Annotated in this window: 19 protein-coding genes; 12 read left to right on the forward strand and 7 right to left on the reverse strand. The window is 58.3% G+C overall.

The annotated features are described in order from the left end of the window. Nucleotides 1-6: 6 nt before the first annotated feature. The 7 genes from CLV89_RS12830 to hflX all read left to right on the forward strand — a co-directional run bounded on the left by CLV89_RS12830 (nt 7) and on the right by hflX (nt 9,849). Nucleotides 7-1,386: a response regulator gene (locus CLV89_RS12830; RefSeq protein WP_106164067.1), complete on the forward strand. Its 1,380-nt coding sequence runs from the start codon at nt 7-9 to the stop codon at nt 1,384-1,386. 100 nt (nt 1,387-1,486) lie between these two features. Beyond that, a complete protein-coding gene (locus tag CLV89_RS12835) occupies nt 1,487-3,766 on the forward strand; it encodes a sensor histidine kinase NtrY-like (RefSeq protein WP_106164068.1) in 2,280 nt (759 codons plus the stop codon). Beyond that, nucleotides 3,763-5,187 (forward strand): nitrogen assimilation response regulator NtrX, encoded by a 1,425-nt coding sequence (gene ntrX, locus CLV89_RS12840; RefSeq protein ID WP_106164069.1) that lies wholly within the window; start codon nt 3,763-3,765, stop codon nt 5,185-5,187. Before CLV89_RS12835 ends, ntrX begins: the two co-directional genes overlap by 4 nt. A 102-nt stretch (nt 5,188-5,289) precedes the next feature. Continuing rightward, on the forward strand, nt 5,290-6,666 hold the full coding sequence (trkA, locus tag CLV89_RS12845) for a Trk system potassium transporter TrkA (RefSeq protein ID WP_106164070.1): 1,377 nt from the start codon (nt 5,290-5,292) through the stop codon (nt 6,664-6,666). Between the two features lies 1 nt (nt 6,667). Next, nucleotides 6,668-8,206 carry a TrkH family potassium uptake protein gene (locus tag CLV89_RS12850; RefSeq protein ID WP_106164071.1) on the forward strand — a complete coding sequence of 513 codons (1,539 nt, stop codon included), beginning with the start codon at nt 6,668-6,670 and terminating at the stop codon, nt 8,204-8,206. Between the two features lie 132 nt (nt 8,207-8,338). Then, nucleotides 8,339-8,578, forward strand: a complete 240-nt coding sequence (hfq, locus tag CLV89_RS12855; protein ID WP_005611588.1) for an RNA chaperone Hfq — start codon at nt 8,339-8,341, stop codon at nt 8,576-8,578. After that, a complete protein-coding gene (gene hflX, locus CLV89_RS12860; protein ID WP_106164072.1) occupies nt 8,578-9,849 on the forward strand; it encodes a GTPase HflX in 1,272 nt (423 codons plus the stop codon). The genes hfq and hflX overlap by 1 nt, the downstream gene beginning before the upstream one ends. 22 nt (nt 9,850-9,871) lie before the next feature. On the opposite strand, the gene CLV89_RS12865 is transcribed toward hflX, so the two are convergent. Further along, entirely contained in the window at nt 9,872-12,343 is a 2,472-nt protein-coding gene (locus CLV89_RS12865) for a penicillin acylase family protein (RefSeq protein WP_106164073.1), read from the reverse strand. Between the two features lie 114 nt (nt 12,344-12,457). Between CLV89_RS12865 and CLV89_RS12870 the strand changes: the two genes are divergently transcribed. Next, on the forward strand, nt 12,458-13,330 hold the full coding sequence (locus tag CLV89_RS12870; RefSeq protein ID WP_106164074.1) for an NAD(P)-dependent oxidoreductase: 873 nt from the start codon (nt 12,458-12,460) through the stop codon (nt 13,328-13,330). A gap of 83 nt (nt 13,331-13,413) precedes the next feature. Here the strand turns inward: CLV89_RS12870 and CLV89_RS12875 are convergent, their stop codons facing one another. Both CLV89_RS12875 and hemB read right to left on the reverse strand, forming a co-directional pair. Then, nucleotides 13,414-13,986 carry a lipid-binding SYLF domain-containing protein gene (locus CLV89_RS12875; protein ID WP_106164130.1) on the reverse strand — a complete coding sequence of 191 codons (573 nt, stop codon included), beginning with the start codon at nt 13,984-13,986 and terminating at the stop codon, nt 13,414-13,416. 135 nt (nt 13,987-14,121) lie between these two features. After that, on the reverse strand, nt 14,122-15,120 hold the full coding sequence (gene hemB / locus CLV89_RS12880; RefSeq protein ID WP_106164075.1) for a porphobilinogen synthase: 999 nt from the start codon (nt 15,118-15,120) through the stop codon (nt 14,122-14,124). 180 nt (nt 15,121-15,300) lie between these two features. Between hemB and CLV89_RS12885 the strand changes: the two genes are divergently transcribed. Both CLV89_RS12885 and mfd read left to right on the forward strand, forming a co-directional pair. Continuing rightward, nucleotides 15,301-15,822, forward strand: a complete 522-nt coding sequence (locus CLV89_RS12885) for a component of SufBCD complex (protein ID WP_106164076.1) — start codon at nt 15,301-15,303, stop codon at nt 15,820-15,822. Nucleotides 15,823-15,853: 31 nt separating this feature from the next. Beyond that, on the forward strand, nt 15,854-19,309 hold the full coding sequence (gene mfd, locus CLV89_RS12890) for a transcription-repair coupling factor (RefSeq protein ID WP_106164077.1): 3,456 nt from the start codon (nt 15,854-15,856) through the stop codon (nt 19,307-19,309). A gap of 62 nt (nt 19,310-19,371) precedes the next feature. Here mfd and CLV89_RS12895 read toward each other — a convergent pair whose 3' ends face one another. Further along, entirely contained in the window at nt 19,372-20,595 is a 1,224-nt protein-coding gene (locus tag CLV89_RS12895) for a multidrug effflux MFS transporter (protein ID WP_106164078.1), read from the reverse strand. A 193-nt stretch (nt 20,596-20,788) separates the two neighbouring features. Next, entirely contained in the window at nt 20,789-21,490 is a 702-nt protein-coding gene (locus CLV89_RS12900; RefSeq protein WP_106164079.1) for a DsbA family oxidoreductase, read from the reverse strand. A gap of 374 nt (nt 21,491-21,864) precedes the next feature. Here CLV89_RS12900 and CLV89_RS12905 point away from each other — a divergent pair, with 374 nt between their 5' ends. Continuing rightward, nucleotides 21,865-22,488, forward strand: coding sequence for a helix-turn-helix domain-containing protein (locus CLV89_RS12905; RefSeq protein ID WP_106164080.1), 624 nt, complete (start codon nt 21,865-21,867; stop codon nt 22,486-22,488). 33 nt (nt 22,489-22,521) lie between these two features. On the opposite strand, the gene CLV89_RS12910 is transcribed toward CLV89_RS12905, so the two are convergent. Together CLV89_RS12910 and CLV89_RS12915 are read right to left on the reverse strand one after the other, a co-directional pair. Then, entirely contained in the window at nt 22,522-22,740 is a 219-nt protein-coding gene (locus tag CLV89_RS12910) for a hypothetical protein (RefSeq protein ID WP_106164081.1), read from the reverse strand. Between the two features lie 246 nt (nt 22,741-22,986). Continuing rightward, entirely contained in the window at nt 22,987-24,813 is a 1,827-nt protein-coding gene (locus CLV89_RS12915; protein ID WP_106164082.1) for an extracellular solute-binding protein, read from the reverse strand. Nucleotides 24,814-25,162: 349 nt separating this feature from the next. Between CLV89_RS12915 and CLV89_RS12920 the strand changes: the two genes are divergently transcribed. Next, nucleotides 25,163-25,936: a 3-hydroxybutyrate dehydrogenase gene (locus CLV89_RS12920; protein WP_106164083.1), complete on the forward strand. Its 774-nt coding sequence runs from the start codon at nt 25,163-25,165 to the stop codon at nt 25,934-25,936. Nucleotides 25,937-25,966 lie beyond the last annotated feature (30 nt).

Consider the following 25,966-nt stretch of genomic DNA (forward strand, 5'->3'; position numbering starts at 1 on the left):
AATGACATGGACGGCACCGTTCTTGTTGCAGATGACGACCGCACGATCCGCACTGTTCTCACTCAGGCGCTCACGCGCGCGGGCTGCAAGGTGCATGCGACCTCTTCGCTGACGACGCTGATGCGCTGGGTGGCTGAGGGCAAGGGAGACGTGGTGATCTCTGACGTGATGATGCCGGACGGAAATGGCCTGGAGATGCTGCCAAAGATTGCGCAGGACCGGCCTGGGCTGCCGGTGATTGTGATTTCGGCGCAGAACACGATCATGACGGCGATCAAGGCGGCGGAAGCTGAGGCCTATGATTATCTGCCCAAACCCTTCGATCTGCCGGAGCTGATGAAGCGGACGGCAAAGGCATTGTCGGAGAAGCGCACGGCCCAGAACACCAGTGAAGTGAACCTACCCGAGGAGCGGCCGGACGAGTTGCCTCTGGTGGGGCGGACTGAGGTCATGCAAAGCCTGTATCGGCTTATCGCGCGGGTGATGAATACGGATATGCCGCTGCTGATCACCGGTGAAAGCGGCACAGGTAAGTCACTAATTGCACGAGCTATTCACGATTTCTCTGACCGTCGCACTTTGCCCTTTGTGGTCGCAGAAGCCTCTGACCTGATTGAGCTGGAAGGGCCGTCGCGCCTGTTGGGGCAAGTCAAGGGGGGCACGCTGCTCATCGACGAGTTGGCTGATCTTGCGGATGAGGCGCAGGCGCGCCTTGTGCGGATGATGGACGCCCCCGGAGACCACGCCCCGAGGTTTATTGCCACGACGAGTCAGCAGGATCTTGCTGATCAGCTGGAAGGCGGGGCGCTGCGTCAGGATCTTTACTACCGGATCTGCGGCACGGAGCTGCCAGTGCCGGCCTTGCGGGAGCGGGTCGAGGATATCGCGCTATTGTGCGAACATTTCCTTCTGCGTGCGGAAAGCGAAGGTGCGTCCCGGCGGGCCATCAGTGATGACGCCCGAGATATTCTTCGCCACTATGCTTGGCCTGGGAATGTCCGCCAACTTGAAAATACTGTGAAACGGCTTGCGCTTACGGCACGCAGTGAAATGATTGGGAAATCTGAGGTCGGCGCAGCGCTGGGGCCGCAGACCACTGGTGTGGAACCGGTCATGGGAGGTGGCGCCAGCAATGAAAAGCTCTCTGATGCCGTGGCCAGACATCTGCAGAGGTACTTCGACCTTCACGGGGATATGCTGCCGCCGCCTGGACTATATGCCCGTTTGCTTCGAGAGATAGAGACGCCGCTGATCGAAATCGCGCTGTCTGCGACCGGTGGAAATCAGGCAAAATGCGCGGATTTGCTTGGGATTAACCGGAACACGCTGCGCAAGAAGATCACGGACCTCGATATTGAGGTGACACGCCGCCGCAAACTGATGTAATATCGCCACAGAAGCGTTGCCCTATCGCCAGACGGCAAATGGGGGATCGCGAAATCAAGTGGTGAGCGGCAAACGCTCAACATCAACTTGGGGGCAGGCGGTGGCACAGATGTCACATATCCGCTCGGCGTATCTGTGGCTTGCAGCCTTGGATCGCTGGCGAAAGTCGCGCAGGGCGCGCAACATCATCACGCTTGGGTTGGTGTTTCTTGGGCCGGCGATGGCGTTGCTCACCTTTCTTGTGATTGGTCCATTGGGCCAAAGCGCCAGTTCGCCCGCCTTGCGCCTGATTCTGTTAGCCGACCTCGTTTATGTGCTTTCGATCACTGCGCTTGTTCTGAGCCAGATTGGGCGCCTTATTGCGGCGCGCCGGGTGAAGTCGGCGGGCTCGCGCCTTCACTTGCGGTTGATCGGGGCTTTTGCATTTTTGGCGCTTGTGCCGACGGTGACAGTCGCGGTCTTTGCAGTCTTGACGGTGAACGTGGGGCTCGAGGGCTGGTTTTCGGAACGTGTCCGGGATGTGATCGCAAACTCCGTAAAGGCCGCCGAGGCCTATGAACGCCAGCAGCGCCAGGATCTTGAACAGGATGCGATTGCTTTGGCGCGGTTTTTGGACCGCAGTCGGTCAAATGATTTTTTCATGAGCGACGGGCAGTTACGGCAATTTCTTTCGCAAGGGCAGCTGCAGATTCAGCGGGGCCTGCAAGAGGCCTATGTGATCAACAGCACCGGTACGATCCAGACACGCGGTGAACGATCATATGAATTTGATTTTGAGATGCCCACGGATACGGACATCGCCGCCGTCGAAACTGAAGGTCTGCACATCATCCAGGATTGGGACAACAACGAGTTCCGCGCTCTTGTCCGTTTGAACGCCTTTGTGGATCGTTACCTCTATGTCAGCCGTGAGGTCGATGGAGAGCTGTTGAACCTGCTGGATGAGACACAGCAGACTGCGCATCTTTACCAACAGCTCGAGAGTGAAAGAGGGCGCGTGCTGTTCGAGTTCGGGTTGTTGTACTTGGGTTTTGCTGTGATCCTGATCTTGGCTGCAATGTGGCTGGGCATGTGGTTTGCCGAACGTCTGTCACGTCCCGTCGGGCGGCTTACGGTAGCGGCGCAACGCGTGGGTGAAGGCGATCTGGGGGTTCAGGTTGCCGAGGAACAGGGCGATGACGAGATTGCGCAGTTGAGTCGCTATTTCAACCAGATGACGCAACAACTTCAGGCACAGCGCGAGGCGTTGCTGCAGAATACCCGGCAAATCGAACGGCGCCGCCGCTTGTTTGATTCGGTGCTGTCCTCCGTCACATCCGGTGTTGTCGGGCTCGATTCAAAAGGCTGCGTCACCTTCGTGAACACCTCAGCAAAGCGTCTGCTGGACTGGAAGGAAGACCAGAAATCTCTGGCGCTCTCGGTTGCGATACCCGAGTTTGGGCCATTGTTTGAAAACCTTGTCGGCAACGGTGCGGGGATTGCGCAGGGCGAGATCAAGGTAACCCGCCAGGGACGTCTGGAAAACCTGCTTGTCCGGATGGCGCGCCGTCATGCGGAGGATGACAACCTTGAGGGGTATGTGGTCGCATTTGATGATGTGACTGATTTGGTCAGCGCGCAACGCATGGCCGCTTGGGGCGATGTGGCGCGCCGCATCGCACATGAAATCAAGAACCCGCTGACTCCGATCCAGCTGAGCGCGGAGCGTATCAAGCGGAAGTTCGCGCCAAAGCTGGGCGAAGAACACAGCGATCAACTGCAGTCGATGACGGATGTCATTGTTCGTCAAACCAACGACCTACGCCGCATCGTTGATGAATTTTCCAAGTTTGCCCGCATGCCCGAGCCTGATCGCCATGAGGAAGACCTCGGTAAGCTGGTTCAGGAGGCGGTCTTGCTGCAGCAGGCGGGGCAGCCGAACTTGAAAATCCGCTCGGATTTGCCGGATCAGGCCATGCAAGTGGATGTGGATGCGACAATGATTGGTCAGGCCTTGACCAACCTGATCAAGAACGCCGGCGAAGCGACGGAAAGTCTGAAGAAAAAAGGCGCGACTGATGGATACGCTCCGGAAATCCGCGTGACGGTGAAGACGGGGAGCGCAGGGCATCTCATCACCATTGCGGACAATGGCATCGGCTTGCCTGCGGATCGAGCTCGGCTGTTCGAGCCCTATGTCACGACGCGTGACGAAGGCACCGGACTTGGTCTGCCGATCGTGAAGAAAATTATCGAAGAACATGGTGGCACATTGGCGTTGGAAGACGCACCGCTCTTTGACGGGATGAGCCATCGGGGCGCCATGGCGGTGATCCGCCTTCCGGCCCTCTCGCCGGACACTGTTGTCCAGAAACAAACCGTAGTAGCAGGGCTGACATGAGTGATATACTGATTGTTGACGATGAACGTGACATCCGGGAACTGGTTTCGGACATCCTCGAGGATGAAGGCTACGCAACCCGCAAAGCAGCCAATTCTGATGAGTGCATGGCCGCATTAGAGGACACGCCACCGTCGCTGCTGATCCTCGATATCTGGCTCAAGGACAGCCAGATGGATGGAATCGACATCCTCAAAACCGTGAAGCGTGATTTTCCGGAGGTTCCGGTCGTGATCATTTCCGGTCATGGCAACATCGAGATCGCGGTCGCGGCGATCAAGCAGGGGGCCTATGATTTCATCGAAAAGCCCTTCAACATCGACCAGCTTATGGTGGTGATACGGCGCGCGATGGAGACCTCTCGGTTGCGGCGCGAAAACACCGATCTGCGTCGCAAGGACGGCGGCGCAACGGATATGGTGGGGACGTCACCCGCGTTTCGTGCGTTGATCGGTCAGCTTGATCGGGTGACAAAGTCCAACGGGCGCGTCATGTTGTCTGGCCCCGCGGGCAGCGGCAAGGAGGTCGCGGCGCGATATATCCACACAAATTCAAACCGTTCCAGCGCTCCCTTCATCACGGTGAATTGCGCCAGCATCGAGCCGGAACGGATGGAGGACGTGCTGTTTGGTCGTGAAAGCAGTGAGCGCGGAATTGAACCGGGCCTGTTGGAGCAGGCGGACGGCGGCGTCGTGTTCTTTGATGAGGTCGCGGATATGCCGCTTGGCACGCAATCCAAAATCCTGCGGGTTCTGGTGGACCAGCAATTCATCCGGGTTGGTGGCGCCGATAAGGTGAAGGTCGACCTGCGCGTCATTTCTGCGACCAATCGGGATCTCGAAAAAGAGATTGCGGAGGGGACCTTCCGGCAAGAGCTGTACCATAGGCTGAACGTCGTGCCGATCAGCGTCCCCGCGCTGTCGGATCGCCGCGAAGATATTCCGCTGTTGGCCGACTACTTCATCGAAGGTTTCAATCAGACGCAGGGCTTGCCCTTGCGCGAGGTCAGCGAAGATGCGGTTGCCCTGATGCAGACCATGACCTGGCCCGGCAATGTTCGTCAGCTGAAGAATTTGGTCGAACGGGTTCTGATCCTTGGAGAAACTTCGGATTCGATTCAGGCCAAGGACCTGCCGAGCGAGGAAGAGAAGGTGGAGACCGAAGGCCGCGTTGTGCTGTCGGGAGCATTGGCGACGCTGCCTCTGCGCGAGGCGCGAGAAGCCTTCGAACGTGAATACCTTCTGACCCAGATCAACCGATTTGGCGGCAACATCAGCCGGACGGCCTCTTTTGTGGGGATGGAGCGTTCGGCGTTGCACCGAAAGCTGAAATCGCTGGGCGTTGTCACCTCCAACAAGGCTGGCACACGCATCGCGCGGGTCGAGAATGAAGAAGGCGAGACGCCTGAAATCACCGTCTGAACAGAGCTGAACCCGGCCCGCTGCGGCCGGGACAATTGAATTGACCATCACAGAGCCATCTGTCATGCAAACAATGCATTTCAGTGCCCGGAGAGCGTATCGATGAAGGTTATTATCTGTGGTGCCGGGCAGGTCGGTTGGCAGATCGCGCGTCACCTGTCGGGTGAGCACAACGATGTCACCGTTGTGGACAACAATCCGGATTTGGTGCGCCGCGCGACAGATACGCTTGATGTTCAAGGGATTGCGGGATTTGCCTCATACCCGGATGTGCTTGATCGCGCGGGGGCACGTGACGCGGACATGATCATCGCCGCCACCCATTCGGACGAGGTGAATATGGTCACCTGTCAGGTGGCCCATTCGGTGTTTTCGATACAGCGCAAGATCGCGCGGTTGCGCGCCAAGAGCTATCTGAACGCCATCTACTCTGATCTCTACCGACGCAATCATTTGCCCATTGATGTCGTCATCAGCCCCGAGCGCGAGGTGGCTGCTGCTGCAATGCAGCGTCTGCGCGCACCTGCGGCCTTTGATACCGAAGTCTTCATGGACGGGCGTGCTCAGCTGCTGGGTATTCATGTCGACGAAGACTGCCCGGTGGTGAACACGCCGCTGCGGCAGCTGACCGAGCTGTTCTCGACGTTGCGTGCAATCGTTGTGGGCGTGCGGCGTGAGGGCACCCTGTTTGCGCCGGAGCCGGGCGATCAACTGTTCGTGGGCGACGCAGCCTATGTGTTTTGCCATTCTGATGACGTTAGCCGCACGATGGAAGTCTTTGGTAAAACGGAGAAACGTCAGGAGCGCGTTGTAATCGTCGGCGGCGGCAATGTCGGGTTGGAGGTCGCCAAGGCTTTGGAAGAACGCCCCGGCCGCACTCGCGTCAAGGTGATTGAGAAAAGCCGTAAACACGCCGAAAAGGCTGCAGAAGAGCTGGAGCGGACCATCGTGTTGAACGGTGATGGCCTGGATCGCGGCTTGATGATCGAGGCTGGCATCGACAAGGCCGACGCGATGTTGGCGGTGACCGATGATGATAAGACCAATATGCTGGCCGCAGTGCGGGCGAAAACCGAGGGCTGCCCCTTTGCCATTGCGCTGATCAATGACCCGACCTTGCTGCCGCTGCTGCCGCATCTCGGCATTGACGCCCATATCAACCCGCGCGCCACGACCGTCAGTTCGATCCTGCGTCACATCCGCTATGGGCGCATCCGGCAAGTCTATTCCATTGGCGATGCCGAGGCCGAAGTGATCGAAACCGAGGTACTGTCCACCTCGCCCATGGCCGGGCAGGCCATTCGCGACATCGATTTCCCCGAGGGGGTTTTGGTTGGAGCGGTGTCCAAGAATGGCGAGGTCGTGCGTCCAAGCGGTGGTCTGAGGATCGAGGCGGGCGATACCATCGCGCTCTTTGCTATGGCTGCAGATGTGCGGGAGGTCGAGCGCCTGATGCAGGTCTCGATCGATTACTTCTAGGATGCCGCGCCGTCCTCGCTCTCAGGTCCGTGGCATCCTGCGTCTGCCATTGCTGCTGCTGATCTGGGGCATCTTTGCGATCGCCATGTGGATCCCAGCAATCCATGCGGTGTTGGTCGACGACCATCAGACCTCTCAGAGTTTCTTTTATTCCGGGATTGTTGGTCTGACGTTCGTGACCTTCATCGCGCTATCGGTTGCCAACCGTGTTCCACGCTACGGGATGCCCGGGCAGCTGATGACGCTGCTGGCAACCTTTGTGTTTTTGCCGCTATACTTGGCGATTCCTCTGCAGGATGCTTTGCAGAACACAAGCTACCTTAATGCCTACTTTGACATGGTCAGCTCTCTGACAACCACAGGGGCCGATGTCTATGACCAACCAGGACGGGTTCCGCAATCAGTTCATCTGTGGCGGGCGCTGGTGGCTTGGATGGGCGGGATGTTCATGTGGATCGCTGCATCGGCGGTGCTTGCACCGCTGTCGCTGGGCGGCTTTGAGGTGACCACCCGGGCCGAACCCGGGCGCAGTGACGCAATTTTGCGTGAAAACCAGCGCCCTGATCCGCGGCGCAAGCTGATCCTTGTGACCAAGGCGCTGGCGCCGGTGTATGTCGGTCTGACGCTGGCGCTGGCGGTTCTGCTGGTATTGTGCGGCGAGACTGGCCTGGTTGCCGTCAGCCATGCGATGTCGATCATGGCAACCTCTGGCGTGTCGCCGGTGGGCGGCATCGGCGCGGCGCAGGCTGGCGTGGCTGGCGAGATGGTGATGCTCCTCTTCTTGCTGTTTGCCCTGTCGCGCCTGACATTTTCCAGCGATACCGTTGCCGTTGGGCATGGGCGTCTCGACAAGGACCCCGAATTTCGCACCGGTATGCTGATTATCATCGGCGTGCCCACTTTGCTGTTTCTGCGCCATTGGATCGCGTCACTAGAGGTCAATACCTCCGATGATCTCATGATGGGGCTGGCGTCCTTCTGGGGCGCTCTTTTCACGGTCACGTCTTTTTTGACCACCACGGGGTTTGAAAGCGCCTATTGGTTCAGTGCGCAGGAATGGTCGGGGCTGGAGACGCCCGGGATGATCCTTCTGGGACTTGCAGTCATGGGCGGCGGCGTTGCGACCACGGCGGGCGGGGTGAAGCTGTTGAGGGTTTATGCGCTTTATCTCAATGGGTTGCGAGAGATGGAGCGTCTTGTCCTGCCTTCCTCTGTCAGTGGCGAAGGGCGCGGGAACCGTCGCCTGCAAAGCAATGGGGCCTTTGTGGCCTGGATCTTTTTCATGCTGTTCGCGCTTTCGCTGGCACTCATCTGCGTGGCGCTCTCCGCATTTGGGGTTCCCTTTGAACAAGCGATGATTCTTGCTGTGGCAGGGCTGTCGACAACCGGTCCTTTGATCGAAGCGGCCGGGCAATTCCCGATCGAATTGGGTCTGATGGAGGCGCCCGTAAAACTGATCTTGTGTTTTGCCATGGTTCTGGGGCGTCTGGAAACACTTGCCATTATCGCGCTTTTGTCGCCAAATCTGTGGCGCAACTGACAGAAACCACTTAACCCACGTAGAAAAGTGACGTTTTTCGGGTGGAAACCCTCGAAATCTGCGTCCATACTCTGCACAAGGGACGCGTTGGGCCGCAGCGCGTAACAAGAAAAAAGGCGAGATAATAAACAAATGGCTTCGGACAGACAGAATCTTCAGGACGCATTCCTGAACCACGTTCGCAAAACAAAAGTTCCGGTCACAATCTTTCTGATCAATGGCGTTAAACTGCAGGGCGTGATCACTTGGTTCGATAACTTCTGTGTTTTGCTGCGCCGTGATGGCCAGTCGCAGCTCGTGTACAAACATGCGATCTCCACCATCATGCCGGCTCAGCCGATCAGTCTCTACGAGGGTGAAGACTCTAATTGATGGAGCACGACAGGAAGCGGACCCGCGCCTGGGTTCTGCATCCGGATATCAAATCCGACAGAACACGCCGTGACGCGGTTCCGGCGCTGGAAGAAGGTGTCGCGCTTGCGGCCGCCTTGCCCGACCTTGATGTGGTCGGGTCGACCGTCGTAGGCCTTCCCAAGGCGCATGCTGGCATGCTGTTTGGCTCCGGCAAAATCGAAGAGCTGAAGGCGATATTTCTGGCCTCAGACGTGGAATTGGTGCTGGTCGACGGCCCGGTCAGCCCCGTGCAGCAGCGCAATCTGGAAAAGGCCTGGAAGGTCAAGATTTTGGACCGGACCGGGCTGATCCTGGAGATTTTCTCGGATCGCGCGCGTACCCGTGAGGGCGTGCTGCAGGTGGAAATGGCAGCGCTGAACTATCAGCGTACGCGATTGGTGAGAGCTTGGACCCATCTGGAACGTCAGCGTGGTGGACTTGGTTTTGTCGGCGGTCCCGGCGAAACGCAGATCGAGGCCGACCGGCGCGCGATTGACGAGCAACTGGTCCGCTTGCGCCGCCAGCTCGACAAGGTGGTGAAAACCCGGACATTGCATCGCGCGGCACGGGCAAAGGTCCCTTATCCGATTGTGGCTCTTGTGGGCTATACCAACGCCGGTAAATCCACAGTTTTCAATCGCTTGACGGGCGCTGATGTGATGGCGAAAGACATGCTCTTTGCCACGCTTGACCCCACGATGCGACGGGTGGAACTCCCAGATGGACCGGAAGTGATCCTGTCGGACACCGTCGGGTTCATCTCTGATCTTCCAACCGAATTGGTCGCTTCATTCCGGGCAACGCTTGAAGAAGTACTTGCTGCAGACGTGATTCTGCACGTGCGTGACATCAGCCACGATGAGACCGAAAATCAGGCCGAAGATGTTCGGCAGATCCTCAACTCTCTGGGTGTCGATGAAGATCGGCCGATGATTGAGGTCTGGAACAAGATTGACCGGCTCTCCGAAGAAGAGGCCGATGCATGCCGGAAGCGTGCCGAGCGCAGCGAAGAGCTTTACGCGATTTCCGCGATCACAGGCGAAGGTCTGCCCGCCTTGCTGGATGACATTGCGATCAAATTGCAGGGCGCGCGACATACAGAGACTCTTAGTCTTGCGTTTTCTCAAGGTAGGCAGCGCGCTTGGCTCTTCAAGCAGGATGTTGTGTTGTCCGAAGACCAGACTGAAGCCGGTTTCGAAATCACCGTGCGCTGGACCGACAAACAGAAGGCGCAATACGCAGCGCTTTGAAAGCGCTGCGTGTTTATTCGCTCTACTGCCTTGGCAGGATGCGGGTGATGCCCACGGCGGCCGCGCGTGCCAGATTTTCATCCAATGACATCGGTATATATTCGCCACGGCGCCAGAACTGAGCCATGTCGTCATAGTAGCGCGACAGGAAATGTCCGGATTGGCCCGTGGCGATGATGAAAACAGAGCTGTCAGGGTCCGCAAAATCATAGACCCCGCGATAGCCTGCTGCGTGTACATTATTGAACGGCGCTGGTTCCTGCCCGGAGGTCAGGCCGCGCTGTAGCGTGTTGTCGCCACCGCTGGTGGACTGGCGAATATTCACGAAATGACGCAACAGGGGCACGTCGCCCAAGATCTCATGATCTTGTGTTGCTTGATGTGCATCGCCCCATCGCAGGGTTTCCAGCCGACTGCCGTATTTCTCGCTGATATAGACCAGTGCATCATCGAGAGCCCGACGGGCCATATCCGTGCATGTCTCTGTTGGTGCGCTTTGTTGCACGTTGCACCAGGCACTGGCACCATCGACATCGCGGAACACACGTTCCAAGAACAAGGGGTCTACACGGGAAAACGCATCAGCAAGCGGCCCGAGATCGTCTTCGATCAGTCGTTTTTGCAACGCTCGGACCCAGCTGGCGTAGATGAGCGGTTCTGGCAAATGCTCATTCATCTCGCCATTCCACTCTGCCAGCAGCGACAAGGCGATGTGTCGCTGACGTTCGCGCGTGCCCTCCGGCGCGGCTTCTTCGGCGTACCACAGATCCGCACCGATCAGGGGCAGGAGAGTTTGTGCGCTATATGAGACGGCATCGAGCTGCGCCTCGATAAAGCTGTCACGGGTGTGGACTTCACGGGCCTGCATCAGGCGACGCCAGCGATTGATCCGCTGAGTGTCACCCCAATTATACGAGACGTGATTGGGGAATGGCCGTTCGACCAACTTATTGTTGGTGTTTCCGAGAATGCCACCGCGGGGATCAATGAACTCCGGGTTCGCGGCATAGGGCAGCCGCCCTTGCCACCTGTTTTCCCGGCGCCAGCCCTGGTTTGGCAACCGACCCTGACTTTGGTTGCGCAAATCACGCTCCGGCATGGCGCCAATGGTCTTGAGCGCGATGCCATCGCTGTCCACGAGCGTCAGGTTCTGCGACGGAGCAATAAATTGTTCACCCGCAGCAATCGCTTGCTCGATGCTATTGGCCCTCATCAGCTCCAGCGCGGCGGTGAGCGAGGTGTCGGTTTCCGACAATGCTGTCCAGCCAAGGCTGACAACATGACCGGGTGGGGTGATCGATGCGAGGTCGAACAGAGAGCCGGGGAGCACAGGGCCGTTTTCCGTCCAGCGCAGGGTCAACGTCAGCGGCGCGCTTCCCTTGATCTGCACGATCGATGGACGGGTGACAAAATCCTTGTAGCCGTTGGGGGACAGGTACTCCTGTGCGTTGTCGGGATTGATCTTCTCAATGAACAAGTCCTGATCATCGAGGTAGGAAGAAGTCAGCCCCCAGCCCATTTGTTGCGTCCGCCCAGTCAGAACTGCGGGGATCCCAGGGATGGTGCCACCGATGACCCCGCCGGTTCCCAGTTCCAGACGGGCCAGATACCAAGCGCCCGGAGCGGTCAGGTTGAGGTGAGGGTCATTGGCCAGAAGCGTTCCGCCAGACGCGGACCGGCTGGGCGCCGCGGCCCAGGCGTTGGAAGCACCGCCCAACCCGCGTGGGGCGACGGGCATCAGGGCCGCGACCCGCGGTTCCTGCAACGTGAGGCCGTTCAGCTCGGGAAAGAGGCTGGTGTATTCCGGCAAAGTCGCAGTGCCCGCTCCCGGAACATCGGGAAGGATATCAGAGAGCCGAGCGGGATCGTCGAGGGCGATAGAGGTTTGGGCCCGCAGGATTTCCTCTTGCAGCTGAGACGACAATTGCAGCGCCATCAACTTCATCATTGCGATGCTGTCTGCGGGTTGCCACGGCGCGATCGGCATGTTGAACAGAAACATTTCTGGCGCCCCACGGCCAAGCGCGTCTTCGTTGATCTCCTGCAAGCGCGCATTGACGCCTGCGGCGTAGGCCTTGAGCGCGCTCAGGGCCTCGGGGCTTTGAGCCGAAACGGAGCGGCGCGCCGTTCCGTAGAGATCGAGCCGACGCAGAAAGCTGTCGGTTTTGACTGTACGTGCGCCAAATACCTCTGACAGGCGTCCCTGCGCGGTGCGGCGCATGACAGCCATTTGCCACAATCGGTCCTGGGCATGCGCATAGCCAAGACCAAAGAACACATCCTCGTCCGAAGCGCCGAAGCTCCCAAAAATATGCGGAACATTGGCATTGTCGCGCACAATTTCCACCGGAGCCGTGGGGCCGGGCAGGGCGATTTCCTTATTGTAGTCGGGCAACGATTGAGCCGCGAGAAAATAGACCAGCAGTGCGGCTGCGACGCCGAGCAGAATTGTACCGGCAGTCAGGCGTAGGAGCCAGCGGAAGAGGCGTGCCATTCGTTGTCTATTCCCTTGGTATCTCGATGTTTGTTGCCATGCCGCATTGCGCTTTGGATTGCTGCTGCTACGGTTGGCGCCAACATAGGCGAAGACAGAACGAGGGGAAAGGACATGACAAAAGTTGCGTTCCTGGGGCTGGGGGTCATGGGGTATCCTATGGCCGCACACCTGCAAAAGGCGGGCTATAGCGTTACGGTTTATAACCGCACGACTGCAAAGGCTGAGGCTTGGGCCTCCGCCAATGGCGGCGCTTTTGCGCTGACGCCGCGCGAGGCTGCCGAGGGTGCGGATTTCGTGATGTCTTGCGTCGGAAATGACGATGATCTGAGGTCTGTTTGTCTGGGCGATGATGGTGCATTTGCCGGAATGACAGCCGGTAGTATCTTTGTGGACCACACCACGGTGTCTGCTCAGGTGACGGAGGAGCTTTATGCCGCCGCGCAGGCTGTAAATATCGGGTTTGTCGATGCGCCAATCTCCGGCGGCCAGGCCGGCGCGGAAAACGGCGTCCTGTCCATCATGTGCGGTGGTGACGCCAGCCATTTTGAGGCCGCAGCCCCGATCATGGATGCGTATTCACGTATCTGCCGCCGCATTGGCGAAAGCGGTGCGGGCCAAATGACCAAGATGTGTAATCAGATCGCCATCGCAGGACTTGTCCAAGGGCTGAGCGAGGCGCTGCATTTTGCGGAGAAGGCCGGTCTGGATGGGCGCGCCGTCGTGGAGGTGATCAGCCAAGGCGCTGCTGGAAGCTGGCAGATGGCCAATCGCTACGAGACAATGCTGGATGACCACTTCGATCATGGATTTGCCGTTGATTGGATGCGCAAGGATCTGGGCATCTGTCTCGATACGGCGGACGACATCGAGGCCAGCCTCCCAGTCACGGCGCTCGTGGATCAGTTTTACAAGGATGTGCAGAAACTTGGCGGCGGGCGCTGGGATACTTCGGCACTGATTAAACGCCTTCGCGCGATGGGGTAACTGCCCAATAAGGCCTGAAAAATGAAAAGCCTCCCACATGCGGGGAGGCTTTTATCGTTGTGATGTAAAAGGAAAATCGCGGGTCAGGGGATGATGCGCGTGTATTTGGACCCTTCCAAAGTCGCGCCGATGCGCAACCCGGCCTGACCGAAGACCGCAGCGATAACAGGCGCGGTCAGTGTATTGGTGTCTGCGGTCAGGGCGTTGCCTTCATCCTTGACGACATATTCCAAGTCCGCGCCGGCGGTCCAGCCGGAGGAGCGACGGAAACGGGCAAGCGCCGCGTCGGTCATGAAGAACAGGACATGCGCATATTGCTGCGCGCCAATTTGCAGCCCCGCGTTGCCCTTGATCGCGGCGTAGTAGTCAACCGTGGCACCATTGATGCGCAAAGCCCCGCGACCGTAGGCACCGCCAAAGATGAACCCCGCTTCGGTCACGAGCGGAATGACCAGCATCCCTGCCGATTTCTCCGCCAGATCACGGGTACCGGGGTAGCGGTTGTACATCTGGTTCAAGGTGGTGTTGACGCGCGCGTCAATCTTCACGTTGTTGGTATTGCCAATTCCGTTGCCACAGGCCGCGGTCACGCCGAGAGAGGTAAGACCTGCCGTGGTAAAGGCGCGGCGGGATAGCTTGGTGGTATCTCTGCTCATTTTCATTGTACCTGCAAGTTGTTGCGATGCTTTCTGCATCTTGTTGCGCGAGATTATAAGCGCATTTTGCCCGCCTGTCATCTCGAAGCATATGACTTTGGGCAGGTTCCCGCTCTCGTGAACACGCTTGGTCGATCAGCCGTTCAGCAACCGGGCCACTTGCGGTGCAAAATAGGTCAGGACCCCGTCACAGCCCGCACGGCGGAACGCCATCAGGCTTTCAAGCATGACTTTTTCGCCATCAATCCAGCCATTGAGCGCTGCGGCCTGGATCATCGCGTATTCGCCAGACACCTGATAGGCAAATGTCGGCACGGCGAAGTCTCTCTTCACTCGGTTGCAGATGTCCAGATAGGGCAATCCGGGCTTGACCATGACCATATCGGCGCCCTCCTGCAGGTCCCGCGCGATCATGCGCATCGCCTCGTCCACATTGCCGGGATCCATCTGGTAGGTTTTCTTGTCGCCGGTCAGCGCACCGGATGCACCCACCGCATCGCGGAACGGACCATAGAAACCAGAGGCATATTTTGCGGAGTAAGACAGGATCGTAACATTCTGAAATCCATTGGTTTCCAATGCGCTCCGCATTGCGCCAATACGGCCATCCATCATATCGGATGGGCCGATGATGTCGGCGCCGGCCTCAGCCTGCGCGACAGTCATCTTCACGAGTGCCTCCACCGTTTCATCATTGCGGATTTCACCATCTATAACAAAGCCATCGTGGCCGTTGATGTTGTAAGGGTCCAGTGCCACATCGGTCATTACGGCGAGGTCCGGAACCGCGGCCTTGATGCCACGAATGGCCCGGTTGCACAGGTTGTCCGGGTTCCAGGCTTCAGCGCAGTCCTCGGTCTTCAGTGCGGCGTCGGTGTAGGGAAACAGGCAGATCGCCGGGATGCCCAAGGCATGCGCCTCAACTGCGGCCTCCACAACTTTGTCGACGGAGCGCCGCACTACGCCGGGCATGGAGGGCACGGGCTCCTCTATGCCTTCGCCGTCGCGCACAAAGACGGGCCAGATCAGATCATTGACCGACAGCTCGTGCTCCCGCGTGAGGTTGCGTAGCGCTGCGGACGCGCGAAGACGACGGGGACGGGCGGTGGGAAAGGAGGCAATGATGGGAGGCATCTCGGTCTCTTGTAAAAATCCGGTGCCTATGGGTGACATGGAACAACGGTGTTTCACAAGTGCTGTAGCTGCGCATTTCTGCCGCAGCAGCACTTGTGTCCGCAGGCCGGGCAATGGATACAGGGTGGGTGCCGCGTCTGTGCGCATCTGTATGACACTACATCAGGAAATGGACCAACCTTGGATCTGTTTAGTCTCATCGTCGAGTTGATCGACCTCCGGTCCTTCTCCAACCTGTGGTATTGGATCGCGCTTGCGGTTTTGTGGTCTTCTGCCAGCCATTGGGTGCTTGGGGTGCCCTATGACATGGTCGGGCGCGCCGCGCGCCTTGGGGGGCAAACCGCGCAAGACCTGCAGGATGCGGTGCGTATCCAGGTGAACCGTCTTTTGTATATATCTGATGTTTCAGGATTTCTGATGACGGCCTTCGCATTCTTCGTGACCACCTCGTTGTTGATGCTGGGCTTCATTTATGGTGTCGAGTTTGCTCAGGCCGTGGTGTTGATGCTTTTGCCGATGAACATTGTTGCGCTCATCAATCTGCGCGCTGCCCGGATCCTGAAAGCGCCTCATGACGATGAGGCATTGCGCCGGCGCCTGACGCGCACCCGGATCTCTATTCAGCTGGTGGGGGTCTTGTCGATTTTTGTCACCGGGATCTGGGGCATGTATCAGAATCTGACCATCGGAGTGCTCGGTTGAGCGGAGGTAGAACGTGAAAAAGGGAAACCTCATGACCCAACAATCTGTCGTCATGGGCGGCGCCCCCGAGGGCTTCGATGCCCGTTTGGTGCTGCGCGAGATGGAGCGCAGCGCGGCGCCGGTTCTGCATATTGCGCGCGATGACAAGCGGATGGAGGCCATGAGGTCGGCGCTGCGCTTCTTCGCGCCCGATGTGCCGGTTGTTGTGTTCCCCGGATGGGATTGCCTGCCATATGACCGGGTGTCGCCCAATGCGGATATCTCCGCCGCGCGGATGGCCACCTTGGCGGCGCTGGTTCATGGCATGCCCCGACAGTTCATCCTGCTGACGACCCTGAACGCGGCAACGCAGAGAATTCCCGCGCGTGAGGTTCTGAGAGAGGCGGCGTTCAAGGCCCGCGTCGACAGTCGGATCGATGAAGCTGCGCTCCGTAAGTTTCTGGTTCGTATGGGGTTTACCCAAAGTCCGACGGTGATGGAGCCTGGCGATTATGCCATTCGTGGCGGCATCATTGATATCTTCCCGCCGGGCGACAGCGGCCCGGTGCGCCTGGATTTATTTGGTGATGTTCTGGATGGTGCGCGCCGATTTGACCCGGCAACCCAGCGCACGACGGAAAAGCTGGATATGGTCGAGCTGGCACCGGTGTCAGAGGTGATCCTCGACGAGGCCGCCGTCACCCGGTTCCGGCAGAATTACCGGATCGAGTTCGGCGCGGCGGGCAATGATGATCCGCTCTATGAGGCGGTTAGCGCCGGGCGCAAGCATCAGGGGATCGAGCACTGGCTGCCGTTTTTTCACGAGCGGCTGGAGACCTTGTTTGACTATATGCCGGGGGCCATTGTCACGCTGGATGATCAGCTGACACCGGCGCGCGTCGCCCGCTGGGACAGCATCGCGGATCAATATGAGACCCGCAAGATCGCCATGAATGCCAAGGGGCGGATGGACTCGGTTTACAAACCAACGCCACCGCAGCTTCTGTATCTCGACGATGACGCATGGGAAAACCAGATCGCGCAGCACCGCGCTGTTCAGTTTCATCCCCTGCCACAGGCCTCCGGCCCTGGCGTGGTTGATGCCGGGGGGCGTATTGGGCGCAATTTCGCCCCTGAACGCCAGCAGGAAAGTATCAACCTGTTTGGCGCATTGGCCAGTCATATTCAGGCGAAGCTTGCCCAGGGGCCAGTCGTTGTCGCGTCCTACTCCGAAGGCGCGCGGGAGCGACTGAGCGGGTTGATCGAAGACGAAGGTCTTGCGGAAACCATCCCGGTTCTGGACGGCACGCGCATTGGCAAGTCGGGGCTGCATCTGGCGGTCTGGGCGCTGGAGCATGGGTTCGAGGCGCCGGATATGACGGTTATTTCGGAACAGGACGTGCTGGGCGACCGGCTGATCCGCAAGCCGAAGAAACGCCGCAAGGCCGAGAACTTCCTGACCGAAGCGCAATCTCTGTCGCCGGGGGATCTGGTGGTGCATGTGGACCACGGGATCGGGCGCTACATCGGGCTGGAGGTCGTGACTGCGGCCGGGGCGGCTCATGAATGCTTGCTGCTGGAATATGCGGAGCAATCAAAGCTCTATCTGCCGGTCGAAAATATCGAACTGCTGTCCAAATATGGCCATGACGATGGTCTTCTCGACAAGCTGGGCGGCGGTGCCTGGCAGGCGAAAAAGGCACGCCTGAAGGAACGTATCCGAGAGATGGCGGATCGGCTGATCCGCATCGCCGCAGAGCGTGCGTTGCGCAAGGCGCCTGCGATGGACCCACCACCGCACGCGTGGGAGGAGTTCTCTGCGCGCTTCCCCTATCAGGAAACCGACGACCAGTTGCGCGCCATCGAGGACGTGATGGGGGATCTGCATTCGGGGCAGCCGATGGATCGCTTGATCTGTGGCGATGTGGGCTTTGGCAAGACCGAAGTTGCGATGCGCGCGGCCTTTGTCGCGGCGATGTCGGGGCTGCAGGTGGCCATTGTCGCACCGACCACGCTGCTGGCGCGCCAGCACGCAGCAGGATTCAAAGAGAGGTTCCGTGGTTTTCCCTTGGAAGTCAGGCAGTTGTCGCGCTTTGTTTCAGCAAAGGAAGCCAACCAGACCCGCGAGGGGCTGACGAAGGGCACGGTGGACATTGTGGTGGGCACCCATGCGCTTCTGGCCAAGAGCATTCGCTTTCAGAATCTCGGCCTGCTGATCATTGATGAAGAACAGCACTTTGGTGTCGCGCACAAAGAACGGCTCAAGCAGTTGCGCACCGACATTCATGTTCTCACTCTGACCGCGACCCCCATTCCGCGCACCCTGCAGTTGAGCCTCACAGGTGTCCGTGATCTTTCGATCATTGGAACGCCGCCGGTGGACCGCCTGTCAATCCGCACCTATGTGACCGAGTTCGACGCCGTGACCGTCCGCGAGGCGTTGCTGCGTGAACATTACCGGGGCGGGCAAAGCTTTTACGTGGTGCCGCGTATTTCAGATCTGCCGGAGATCGAGGCCTTCCTGCAGGAACAGCTGCCCGAGCTGACCTATGTCGTCGCCAATGGACAGATGGCGGCCGGTGAGCTGGATGACCGGATGAATGCCTTCTACGACGGTAAATACGATGTCCTGCTGGCCACGACGATCGTCGAGTCGGGTCTCGACATTCCGACCGCGAATACCATGGTGGTGCACCGCGCGGATATGTTCGGTCTGGCACAGCTCTATCAGATAAGGGGCCGGGTCGGACGGTCCAAGACGCGAGCCTATGCGTATCTCACCACGAAACCACGTCAGCGCCTGACGGATACCGCCGAGAAACGGCTGCGCGTGCTTGGCTCATTGGATACACTCGGCGCAGGATTTACTCTTGCGTCGCAGGATCTGGATATCCGGGGCGCGGGCAATCTCTTGGGCGAAGAACAGTCCGGTCAGATGCGGGATGTGGGGTATGAGCTCTACCAGTCGATGCTGGAGGAGGCGATTGCCAAGATCAAATCCGGCGAGGTTGAAGGGCTTGTCGAGGGCGATGAGCAATGGGCGCCGCAGATCAACCTTGGTGTGCCTGTGTTGATCCCAGAGGCCTATGTGCCCGATCTTGATGTGCGTCTGGGGCTGTATCGCCGTCTCTCCTCGCTGACCAGCAAGGTCGAATTGGAGGGGTTTGCCGCGGAGCTGATTGACCGGTTTGGTAAATTGCCCAAAGAGGTCAATACCTTGATGCTTGTTGTTCGCATCAAGGCGATGTGCAAGAAAGCCGGGATTTCCAAACTGGACGGTGGCCCCAAAGGCGCAACGATCCAGTTCCACAACGACAAGTTTGTCTCGCCCCAAGGTCTGGTTGAATTCATCCAGGCACAGGATGGGCTTGCGAAGGTGAAGGACAACAAGATTGTTGTCCGACGCGATTGGCGCAAGGACAGCGACAAGATCAAAGGCGCCTTTGCCATTGCGCGCGATCTTGCTGAAAAGGTCGTGGCCGCGAAAAAGAAAGCCAAGAACAGCTAAAAGAAAAGCCCTCTCAAGGTAACCTGAGAGGGCTTTGACTTGTGATGTTATGCGGTGTCGTCTCAGGCGGCGGCGGTCATTGCCTCGACCCGGCCCATCCGGAGCATGGTGACAAAGGCAAGGACCGCAGCTGTCAGCACGCCCCCCACCATCGGCACAATGGTTCCGTCGAACAGCAGACCAACCGGAGCCGCGATGAAGGCGGCCGCAACGGTTGAGATTGCGCCCATCACCGACGCCGCCATGCCGGCGATATGGCCCATCGGTTCCATGGCGATCGCGTTCAGGTTGCCCAAAGTCAGGCCCACCATGAAGAACACGCTCGTCTGCCAGGCGACAAAGATGTAAAAGCTCATCGGATCCGCGATGGTAAATTGGGTCGTCACGAACATGGCACTGCTGCCGATGATCTGCACTCCAAGCGCCCAGGTGACCATGCGACGCATGCCGACACGACCCACCAGTGAGGCGTTGAGGAAACTGGCCGTTCCAGCCATCAGCGCCACGATCATGAACCAGACCGGGAAACTCTCAGCGCGGTCAAAGACCTCGTCATAGGCCGGCTGCACCATGACAATGATGGTGAAGAGCATCGCCATGCAGAAAGTCTGTGCCAAGATCGACAGACGGACCGTCGGGTGGTTCACCATTTCACGCAGGGCTGCCAGCATTTGTGGCAGCCGCAAGGGGCGGCGGTCTTCTTTCTTCAAGGGCTCAACCAAGCGAAAGCCCATCCACACCACGGTAATCACGGAGAAGATGGCGAAGGCCGCAAAAATACCGCGCCAGTCAGAGATCGCAATAATGCCAGTGCCCAACAGCGGCGCGAAGGCGGGGACCAGCGTGAAGATCATCATCACAAGCGACATGATCCGCGCCATATCCCGACCGACATAGAGATCGCGTACGATGGCGATGGCAACAACTCGTGGTGCAGCTGCACCCAGCCCCATCAGCACGCGAGAGATCAGGATGGTTTCAAGCGATTGGCTGAAATAGGCCGCAAGCGCACCGAGGCAATACAGGCTGGAGCCGACAAAAATGACCGGCTTGCGGCCAAAAGCGTCCGACAAGGGGCCGGTGAAAAATGTGCCACAGCCCATGCCCAATACAAAGGAGGTGACGATCAACTGCGCGCGATTGGTGTCATCCGGGCTCAGCGTGGCGCCGATGTCCGGCAGGGCGGGCAGCATTGCATCGATCGAGAATGCGATCGTCGCAAACATCATCGCAATCATGGCGATAAATTCACCCTGCGATAGTGGGGATTTGCGTGTTCTTATCATGTGTAAACCTCTCCCGGTGACATGAACGGGGGACGAGCATCGCCCCGGGTTCGGACACCGGCCAAATGGCGCTAACATGGATTTTTGGGCCAGAAAAGTGGTTCAACTGTTAAATGAGCGCACATGGTTATGTGCGCTCCAGTCTCAAATCCGCAACCTAAAAACGGTTGGATGCGTGAATTACCTTTCTAAATCAGTGGATTGTACCGCTTTCATTGTCGGTTTCAGCCGTGTCGGTGTTCGCGCTGAGTTGTGAGCGAATATCCGCTATGACTTGGGTCCATAGCTCTGGTTGTTGTGCCCCCGGGACCACATGCTGATTGGCGATGATGAAGGTCGGGACGGAATTGACGCCCACTTCGCGCGAATGTGCATCACGCGACTGGATATCCTCGATGTCGCTGTCGCCACTCAACAGTTTCGCGACCACGGCGCGTTCCATTCCTGCACGCTCGGCCACATCACAGAGCACGGCGTGATCTCCGATATCCAGCCCCTCGACAAAATATGCCTGAAACAGGGCGTCAACCACGGGAGATTGTTTTGACTCGAGACCTGCCCAATGGATCAACCGATGCGCATCTACGGTGTTTGGCGTGCGTTGCATGGCCTCAAAGTTGATCTCGACACCGGCCTCCGCCGCATGATCTGCGATCTGAGCATAGACCTTTACCGCGTTGTCTTTCCCCCCGAATTTCGCTTCGAGGTATTCACGTCGGTCCATCCCGCCGGCGGGCATGTCCGGGTTCAGCTGAAACGGATGCCACTCTACCACAAACGGATGATCCGGCTGCGCGGCCAGTGCCTGATCCAGCAACGTCTTGCCAATATAGCACCAAGGACAGATCGGATCGGAAAGGATGTCGAGTTTCACATGCGGGAGCGGCTGGGTCATGGTCTGGTCCTTGAACAGGTCGGGCAGGGCGCGGCAGAGGCGTTTCCGGTCGAGATTTGTGGGACCTCTGCCAGTCGTTTACAGGTGTTCGGGCTCTTGTACTCTGCGAGCGCCTGATCTGCAAAAGCCCGAAGATCAGTTTCGGTCACATCATTGCGACCTATGAGGAGGCCGGTAAGAATGCGCACCCCCGGCTTGATCTCGACGTCAGAGGCTACGAATGGTGATCGTCGATCCTGAAATGCAATGGCTCTTTCAATCTCGTGTGGTGACATCCCGAAACCGCGCGTATTCAGTATGAAATGCCTATCCTGCGAGCGACATTTGAGCAAGTCAGCGTTGCAAGGGTCCCAAGGCGGTTCTATAGGACGTGCATGGTAGAACGCGACCCGAAGAAACTGATCTCGATTGCTCATGCCAATGGCGACCAGAGCGACCCTGAACCTCTTGATCTGGGGGCGCGGGTCAGGGAGCTGCGCAAACAGCGCGACTGGACATTGGAGCATGCGGCCAGTCAGGCCGGGCTTGCGCGGTCTACGTTGTCCAAGATCGAAAACGGTCAGATGTCGCCAACCTACGAGGCGTTGAAGAAACTCGCGGTGGGACTGCAGATTTCGGTGCCGCAGCTGTTCACTCCGCCGCAACGCGATCAGGTCAACGGGCGTATGATCGTGACCAAATTCGGCGAGGGATCTGCCCATGCAACGGCGACCTACGAACATGAACTTCTGGCGGATGGGCTGACACGCAAGAATATGCTGCCGTATCGCGCGCGGGTGCGGGCACGGGCGCTTGACGAATTTGACGGCTGGGTGCGCCATGACGGGGAAGAGTTCATGTATGTGCTGACCGGCGTCGTAAAGCTGTTTACCGAGTTTTACGAACCCATCGAGATGCGGCGTGGTGACAGCGCCTATTATGACGGCGCCATGGGGCATAACGTGGTTTCGACCAGCTCTGATGACGCAACGATCCTGTGGGTGACATCCCTGGTCTGATGGGCGATGTTCGGGAGACCGAAACGCCTGCTATCAAGCTGTCAGCTCCGCCCTGAGGCTTTCCAGATAAAGAAAATCCCGCATCTCTTCGCGGGCTTCTGTCATCGATATACCTTGTGCGGAAGCGAGAACTTCAATCAGCTCGTCCGCCTGCGTGACCGCGCTTAGCCGACTGTCGACGACAAGGTCGGGAAATCGCTGCTGCAAACGCGGCAGGCTCCGCGTCAAGTCGAAGTCAGTCCAGTTTGTCATCGGAACACTCGCATCTAGGGACACAATCCGAAATCCTAGGCGTCAATGTAGCAAGAAAATACAAATCTGTCAGCGAAACTTAAAGCTTTTGTGATTTTCGGCGATGAGCTGCCGGACGCAACCACATGCGAGGGCGGCATGCAGCACGGCATGTTGCCTTCGCATGATGCGCCACACTGCGGGCATACGCAGTTAAGTGACTGCTGAGATGCAAAAAACCGGCCTGAGCGGCCGGTTCCATGGATCTTATTCTTCAGCGTGCCACCAGACTTCGGGCATGTAGTAGTAGCCGTCACCATAGATCGGCATCCGCAGAGGAAAGCGTAGATCGGCGTTATGCGCGATGCGGCTCTTGGTGTATTGCCAGATCGGGATGACGTAGCGACCTGCGGTCAGGATGCGATCCAGTGCCCGTGTTGCCGAGATGAACTCCTCAGCAGAATCGGTGGTCAGCATATGCTGGATCATGGCCTCAGCCGCGGGACTGTTCATCCCCATCAGGTTGCGAGACCCGGGCAGATCAGCGCCTTCGCTGCCCCAGTAGAGCATCTGTTCATTGCCAGGGCTGAGGGACAGGGCGCGGCGAAAGAAGGTCAGATCGAACTCGTAATTGCTCTGCCGTTCGACATATTGCGCACCGTCTACCAGATCCGTGGTCAGTTTGATGCCAAGGCGTTCCAGCGCGGCGGCGTAGATATCGACGGCCTTTTGCATCTCTGCTTCACCGAGGTTGCCGTGTTGCAGCAGAACCTTCAGCTCCAGCTGCTCGCCACTCTCATTCTGCAGAACGCCATTGTCGACGGTCCAGCCAGCATCCTGTAGCAGTTTGCGCGCGCGCCGCAGGTTCTTGCGGTTGCTTGCGGTGCCATCGCTGACTGGCAGTTGATAGCCGTCCATCGTGCCGGGCGGCAGGTCATCGGCGAAGGGCGCCAGCAGTTCGGAGACCCGGCCGGTGGCAGGGCCCGGTTGCATGGAGAGATAGGAGTTGGAGAAATAGGACGTGATACGGGGCAGGCGGCCGCCGGTCAGCGTGTCGTTGATGGATTCATAATTGAACGCCTCGATCAGCGCTTGGCGAACCCGCCAGTCGTCGAATGGCGCACGGCGCATATTCATGACCAGCCCGGTCATCCCGGAAGGCTTCTGGTTCGGGATCTCGGTCTTGATCACCGCGCCGTCCTGCACCCGCGTGAAGTTATAGTCCGTGTCCCACTTTGCGGCATTGAATTCGCGCACGGCCGAGAGGTCCCCGGCTTTGAAGGCCTCGAAGAGAACCGTCTGATCGCCGAAGAACTCCAACTGCATCGTGTCGAAGTTATTGGTGCCCTGGCGCAGCGGCAGATCCTTGCCCCAATAGTCGGGGTTGCGATCAAACGTCACCGAGCGGCCAAGCTCGAAAGTGCTGACCACATAGGGCGAAGACCCGATCGGGACCTCGCTGGGGGAGGCATCAGCAAAGGATTTGCCGTCCCATTGCGCTTTTTTCAATATCGGACGCAGGCCCGCAATCAGCGCAAGTTCTCGATCCTCGACGTTGAAGGTCAGGCGCAGGCTGCGTGGGCCGGTTTGCTCGATCTTGTCGACCTTGGCCCAGAACCCCCGATAGCGCAGGTTGCCCTCGGTGCCGAGCGTCTCATAGGACCAGATCACATCCTCGACCGTGACCGGGCTGCCGTCGGAGAATTCAGCCTCCTCGCGCAGGGTAAATTCGACCCAGGATCGATCCTCTGCAGTTTCAATCGATTCGGCCAACAGCCCATAAAGCGTGAAGGGCTCATCATAAGACCGACCCATCAGGCTTTCGTAAGCCCAAAACCGCATTTGCCAGGGCGGATTGCCTTTCTGAATGAACGGATTCAGCGAGTCGAACCCGCCAAGATTGCCAAACACGACAGTCCCGCCTTTGGGGGCTTCTGGATTAACATACGGAAGCGCCTCAAAACCCTGAGGAAGCGCTGGTGCGCCATACATAGCTATGCCATGGGCTGATTCTGCCGTCGCGAGACTTGCGCTTGTAAGAAGTGCGATTCCACCTGCTGCGGATCGTAGACGTGAGAAAAATAATGGTCTCATTTTGAGAACAATCCTGCGCTGCCCTTATTTTCATATGGCTGAACGCTATCCCGCCGCTACAGGGAGTTCAAACTTTTAGCTTGGACCAAGGCCGGAAATTGCTTATAACAGTGTCACTGCTCGATAGGTTTCTTGCCTGTATGAAACCTGCCTCAATAACTTAACGCCGGCTTCGCGCCGGCGTTTTTTTTGTCTCGGCCCGTAGTGGCTTGATACGGGAGCAGCCTGATCGCCTCAGGTCTGCAGACGGTTGAGGGACGAGATATTTCCCCTCGATTGGAGATTTATTTCGCGACTGCAGCATGCAAAGCTGCTGGCGGAAACCATCCACGATCTCAGGGGAACGAACATGTCCGTCACAGGTAAAACCGCGATTGTAACCGGATCCAATTCAGGGATCGGACTGGGCGTCGCGCGGGAGCTGGCGCGCGCCGGCGCCAATGTCGTGCTGAACTCCTTTAGCGACACGAGCGAGGATCACGCGCTGGCAGCGGAAATGGCCGAGGAGTTTGGTGTCGAGGTACGCTACATCAAGGCCGATATGTCAAAGGCGGAAGAGTGCCGTGCGCTGATCGAGCAGGCCGGGCGGTGTGACATCCTGGTGAACAATGCTGGCATCCAGCATGTGGCACCGATCGATGAATTCCCGACCAAAAAATGGGATGCGATCATTGCCATCAACCTGACATCCGCCTTTCATACCACCGCTGCGGCCTTGCCCAAGATGCGCGAGGCCGGTTGGGGCAGGGTGGTCAATATCGCCTCCGCGCATGGCCTGACCGCATCGCCATATAAAACGGCCTATGTCGCCGCCAAACACGGCATCGTTGGTATGACAAAGGCGGTTGGACTGGAAACGGCCGAAGAGCCGATCACCTGTAACGCGGTTTGCCCGGGCTATGTTCTGACGCCGCTCGTAGAGGCGCAGATCCCGGATACCATGGAAAAATACAACATGGACCGCGACGAGGTGATCAAGAAGGTGATGCTGGAGCGTCAGCCGTCGCGTGAATTTGCGACAGTTGAACAGCTGGGTGGCACCGTGAACTTTCTGTGTTCCGACGCTGCCAAGCAGATCACCGGCACCACGATCAGTGTGGATGGGGGCTGGACCGCGCTCTGAGCTGCAATTCTTGATCACGTAGCCGGGGCC

Source organism: Tritonibacter scottomollicae, assembly GCF_003003215.1.
Taxonomy (GTDB): domain Bacteria; phylum Pseudomonadota; class Alphaproteobacteria; order Rhodobacterales; family Rhodobacteraceae; genus Epibacterium; species Epibacterium scottomollicae.

Bases quoted from the DNA above. Each gene is read 5' to 3' on its own strand.
- mfd (WP_106164077.1), top strand. From the start codon at position 15,854: ATGACCCAACAATCTGTCGTCATGGGCGGCGCCCCCGAGGGCTTCGAT.
- CLV89_RS12875 (WP_106164130.1), bottom strand. From the start codon at position 13,986: ATGAGCAGAGATACCACCAAGCTATCCCGCCGCGCCTTTACCACGGCA.
- CLV89_RS12895 (WP_106164078.1), bottom strand. From the start codon at position 20,595: ATGATAAGAACACGCAAATCCCCACTATCGCAGGGTGAATTTATCGCC.
- CLV89_RS12870 (WP_106164074.1), top strand. From the start codon at position 12,458: ATGACAAAAGTTGCGTTCCTGGGGCTGGGGGTCATGGGGTATCCTATG.
- CLV89_RS12865 (WP_106164073.1), bottom strand. From the start codon at position 12,343: ATGGCACGCCTCTTCCGCTGGCTCCTACGCCTGACTGCCGGTACAATT.
- hfq (WP_005611588.1), top strand. From the start codon at position 8,339: ATGGCTTCGGACAGACAGAATCTTCAGGACGCATTCCTGAACCACGTT.
- CLV89_RS12850 (WP_106164071.1), top strand. From the start codon at position 6,668: ATGCCGCGCCGTCCTCGCTCTCAGGTCCGTGGCATCCTGCGTCTGCCA.
- CLV89_RS12905 (WP_106164080.1), top strand. From the start codon at position 21,865: ATGGTAGAACGCGACCCGAAGAAACTGATCTCGATTGCTCATGCCAAT.
- CLV89_RS12900 (WP_106164079.1), bottom strand. From the start codon at position 21,490: ATGACCCAGCCGCTCCCGCATGTGAAACTCGACATCCTTTCCGATCCG.
- hemB (WP_106164075.1), bottom strand. From the start codon at position 15,120: ATGCCTCCCATCATTGCCTCCTTTCCCACCGCCCGTCCCCGTCGTCTT.
- CLV89_RS12920 (WP_106164083.1), top strand. From the start codon at position 25,163: ATGTCCGTCACAGGTAAAACCGCGATTGTAACCGGATCCAATTCAGGG.
- hflX (WP_106164072.1), top strand. From the start codon at position 8,578: ATGGAGCACGACAGGAAGCGGACCCGCGCCTGGGTTCTGCATCCGGAT.
- CLV89_RS12915 (WP_106164082.1), bottom strand. From the start codon at position 24,813: ATGAGACCATTATTTTTCTCACGTCTACGATCCGCAGCAGGTGGAATC.
- trkA (WP_106164070.1), top strand. From the start codon at position 5,290: ATGAAGGTTATTATCTGTGGTGCCGGGCAGGTCGGTTGGCAGATCGCG.
- ntrX (WP_106164069.1), top strand. From the start codon at position 3,763: ATGAGTGATATACTGATTGTTGACGATGAACGTGACATCCGGGAACTG.
- CLV89_RS12830 (WP_106164067.1), top strand. From the start codon at position 7: ATGGACGGCACCGTTCTTGTTGCAGATGACGACCGCACGATCCGCACT.
- CLV89_RS12910 (WP_106164081.1), bottom strand. From the start codon at position 22,740: ATGACAAACTGGACTGACTTCGACTTGACGCGGAGCCTGCCGCGTTTG.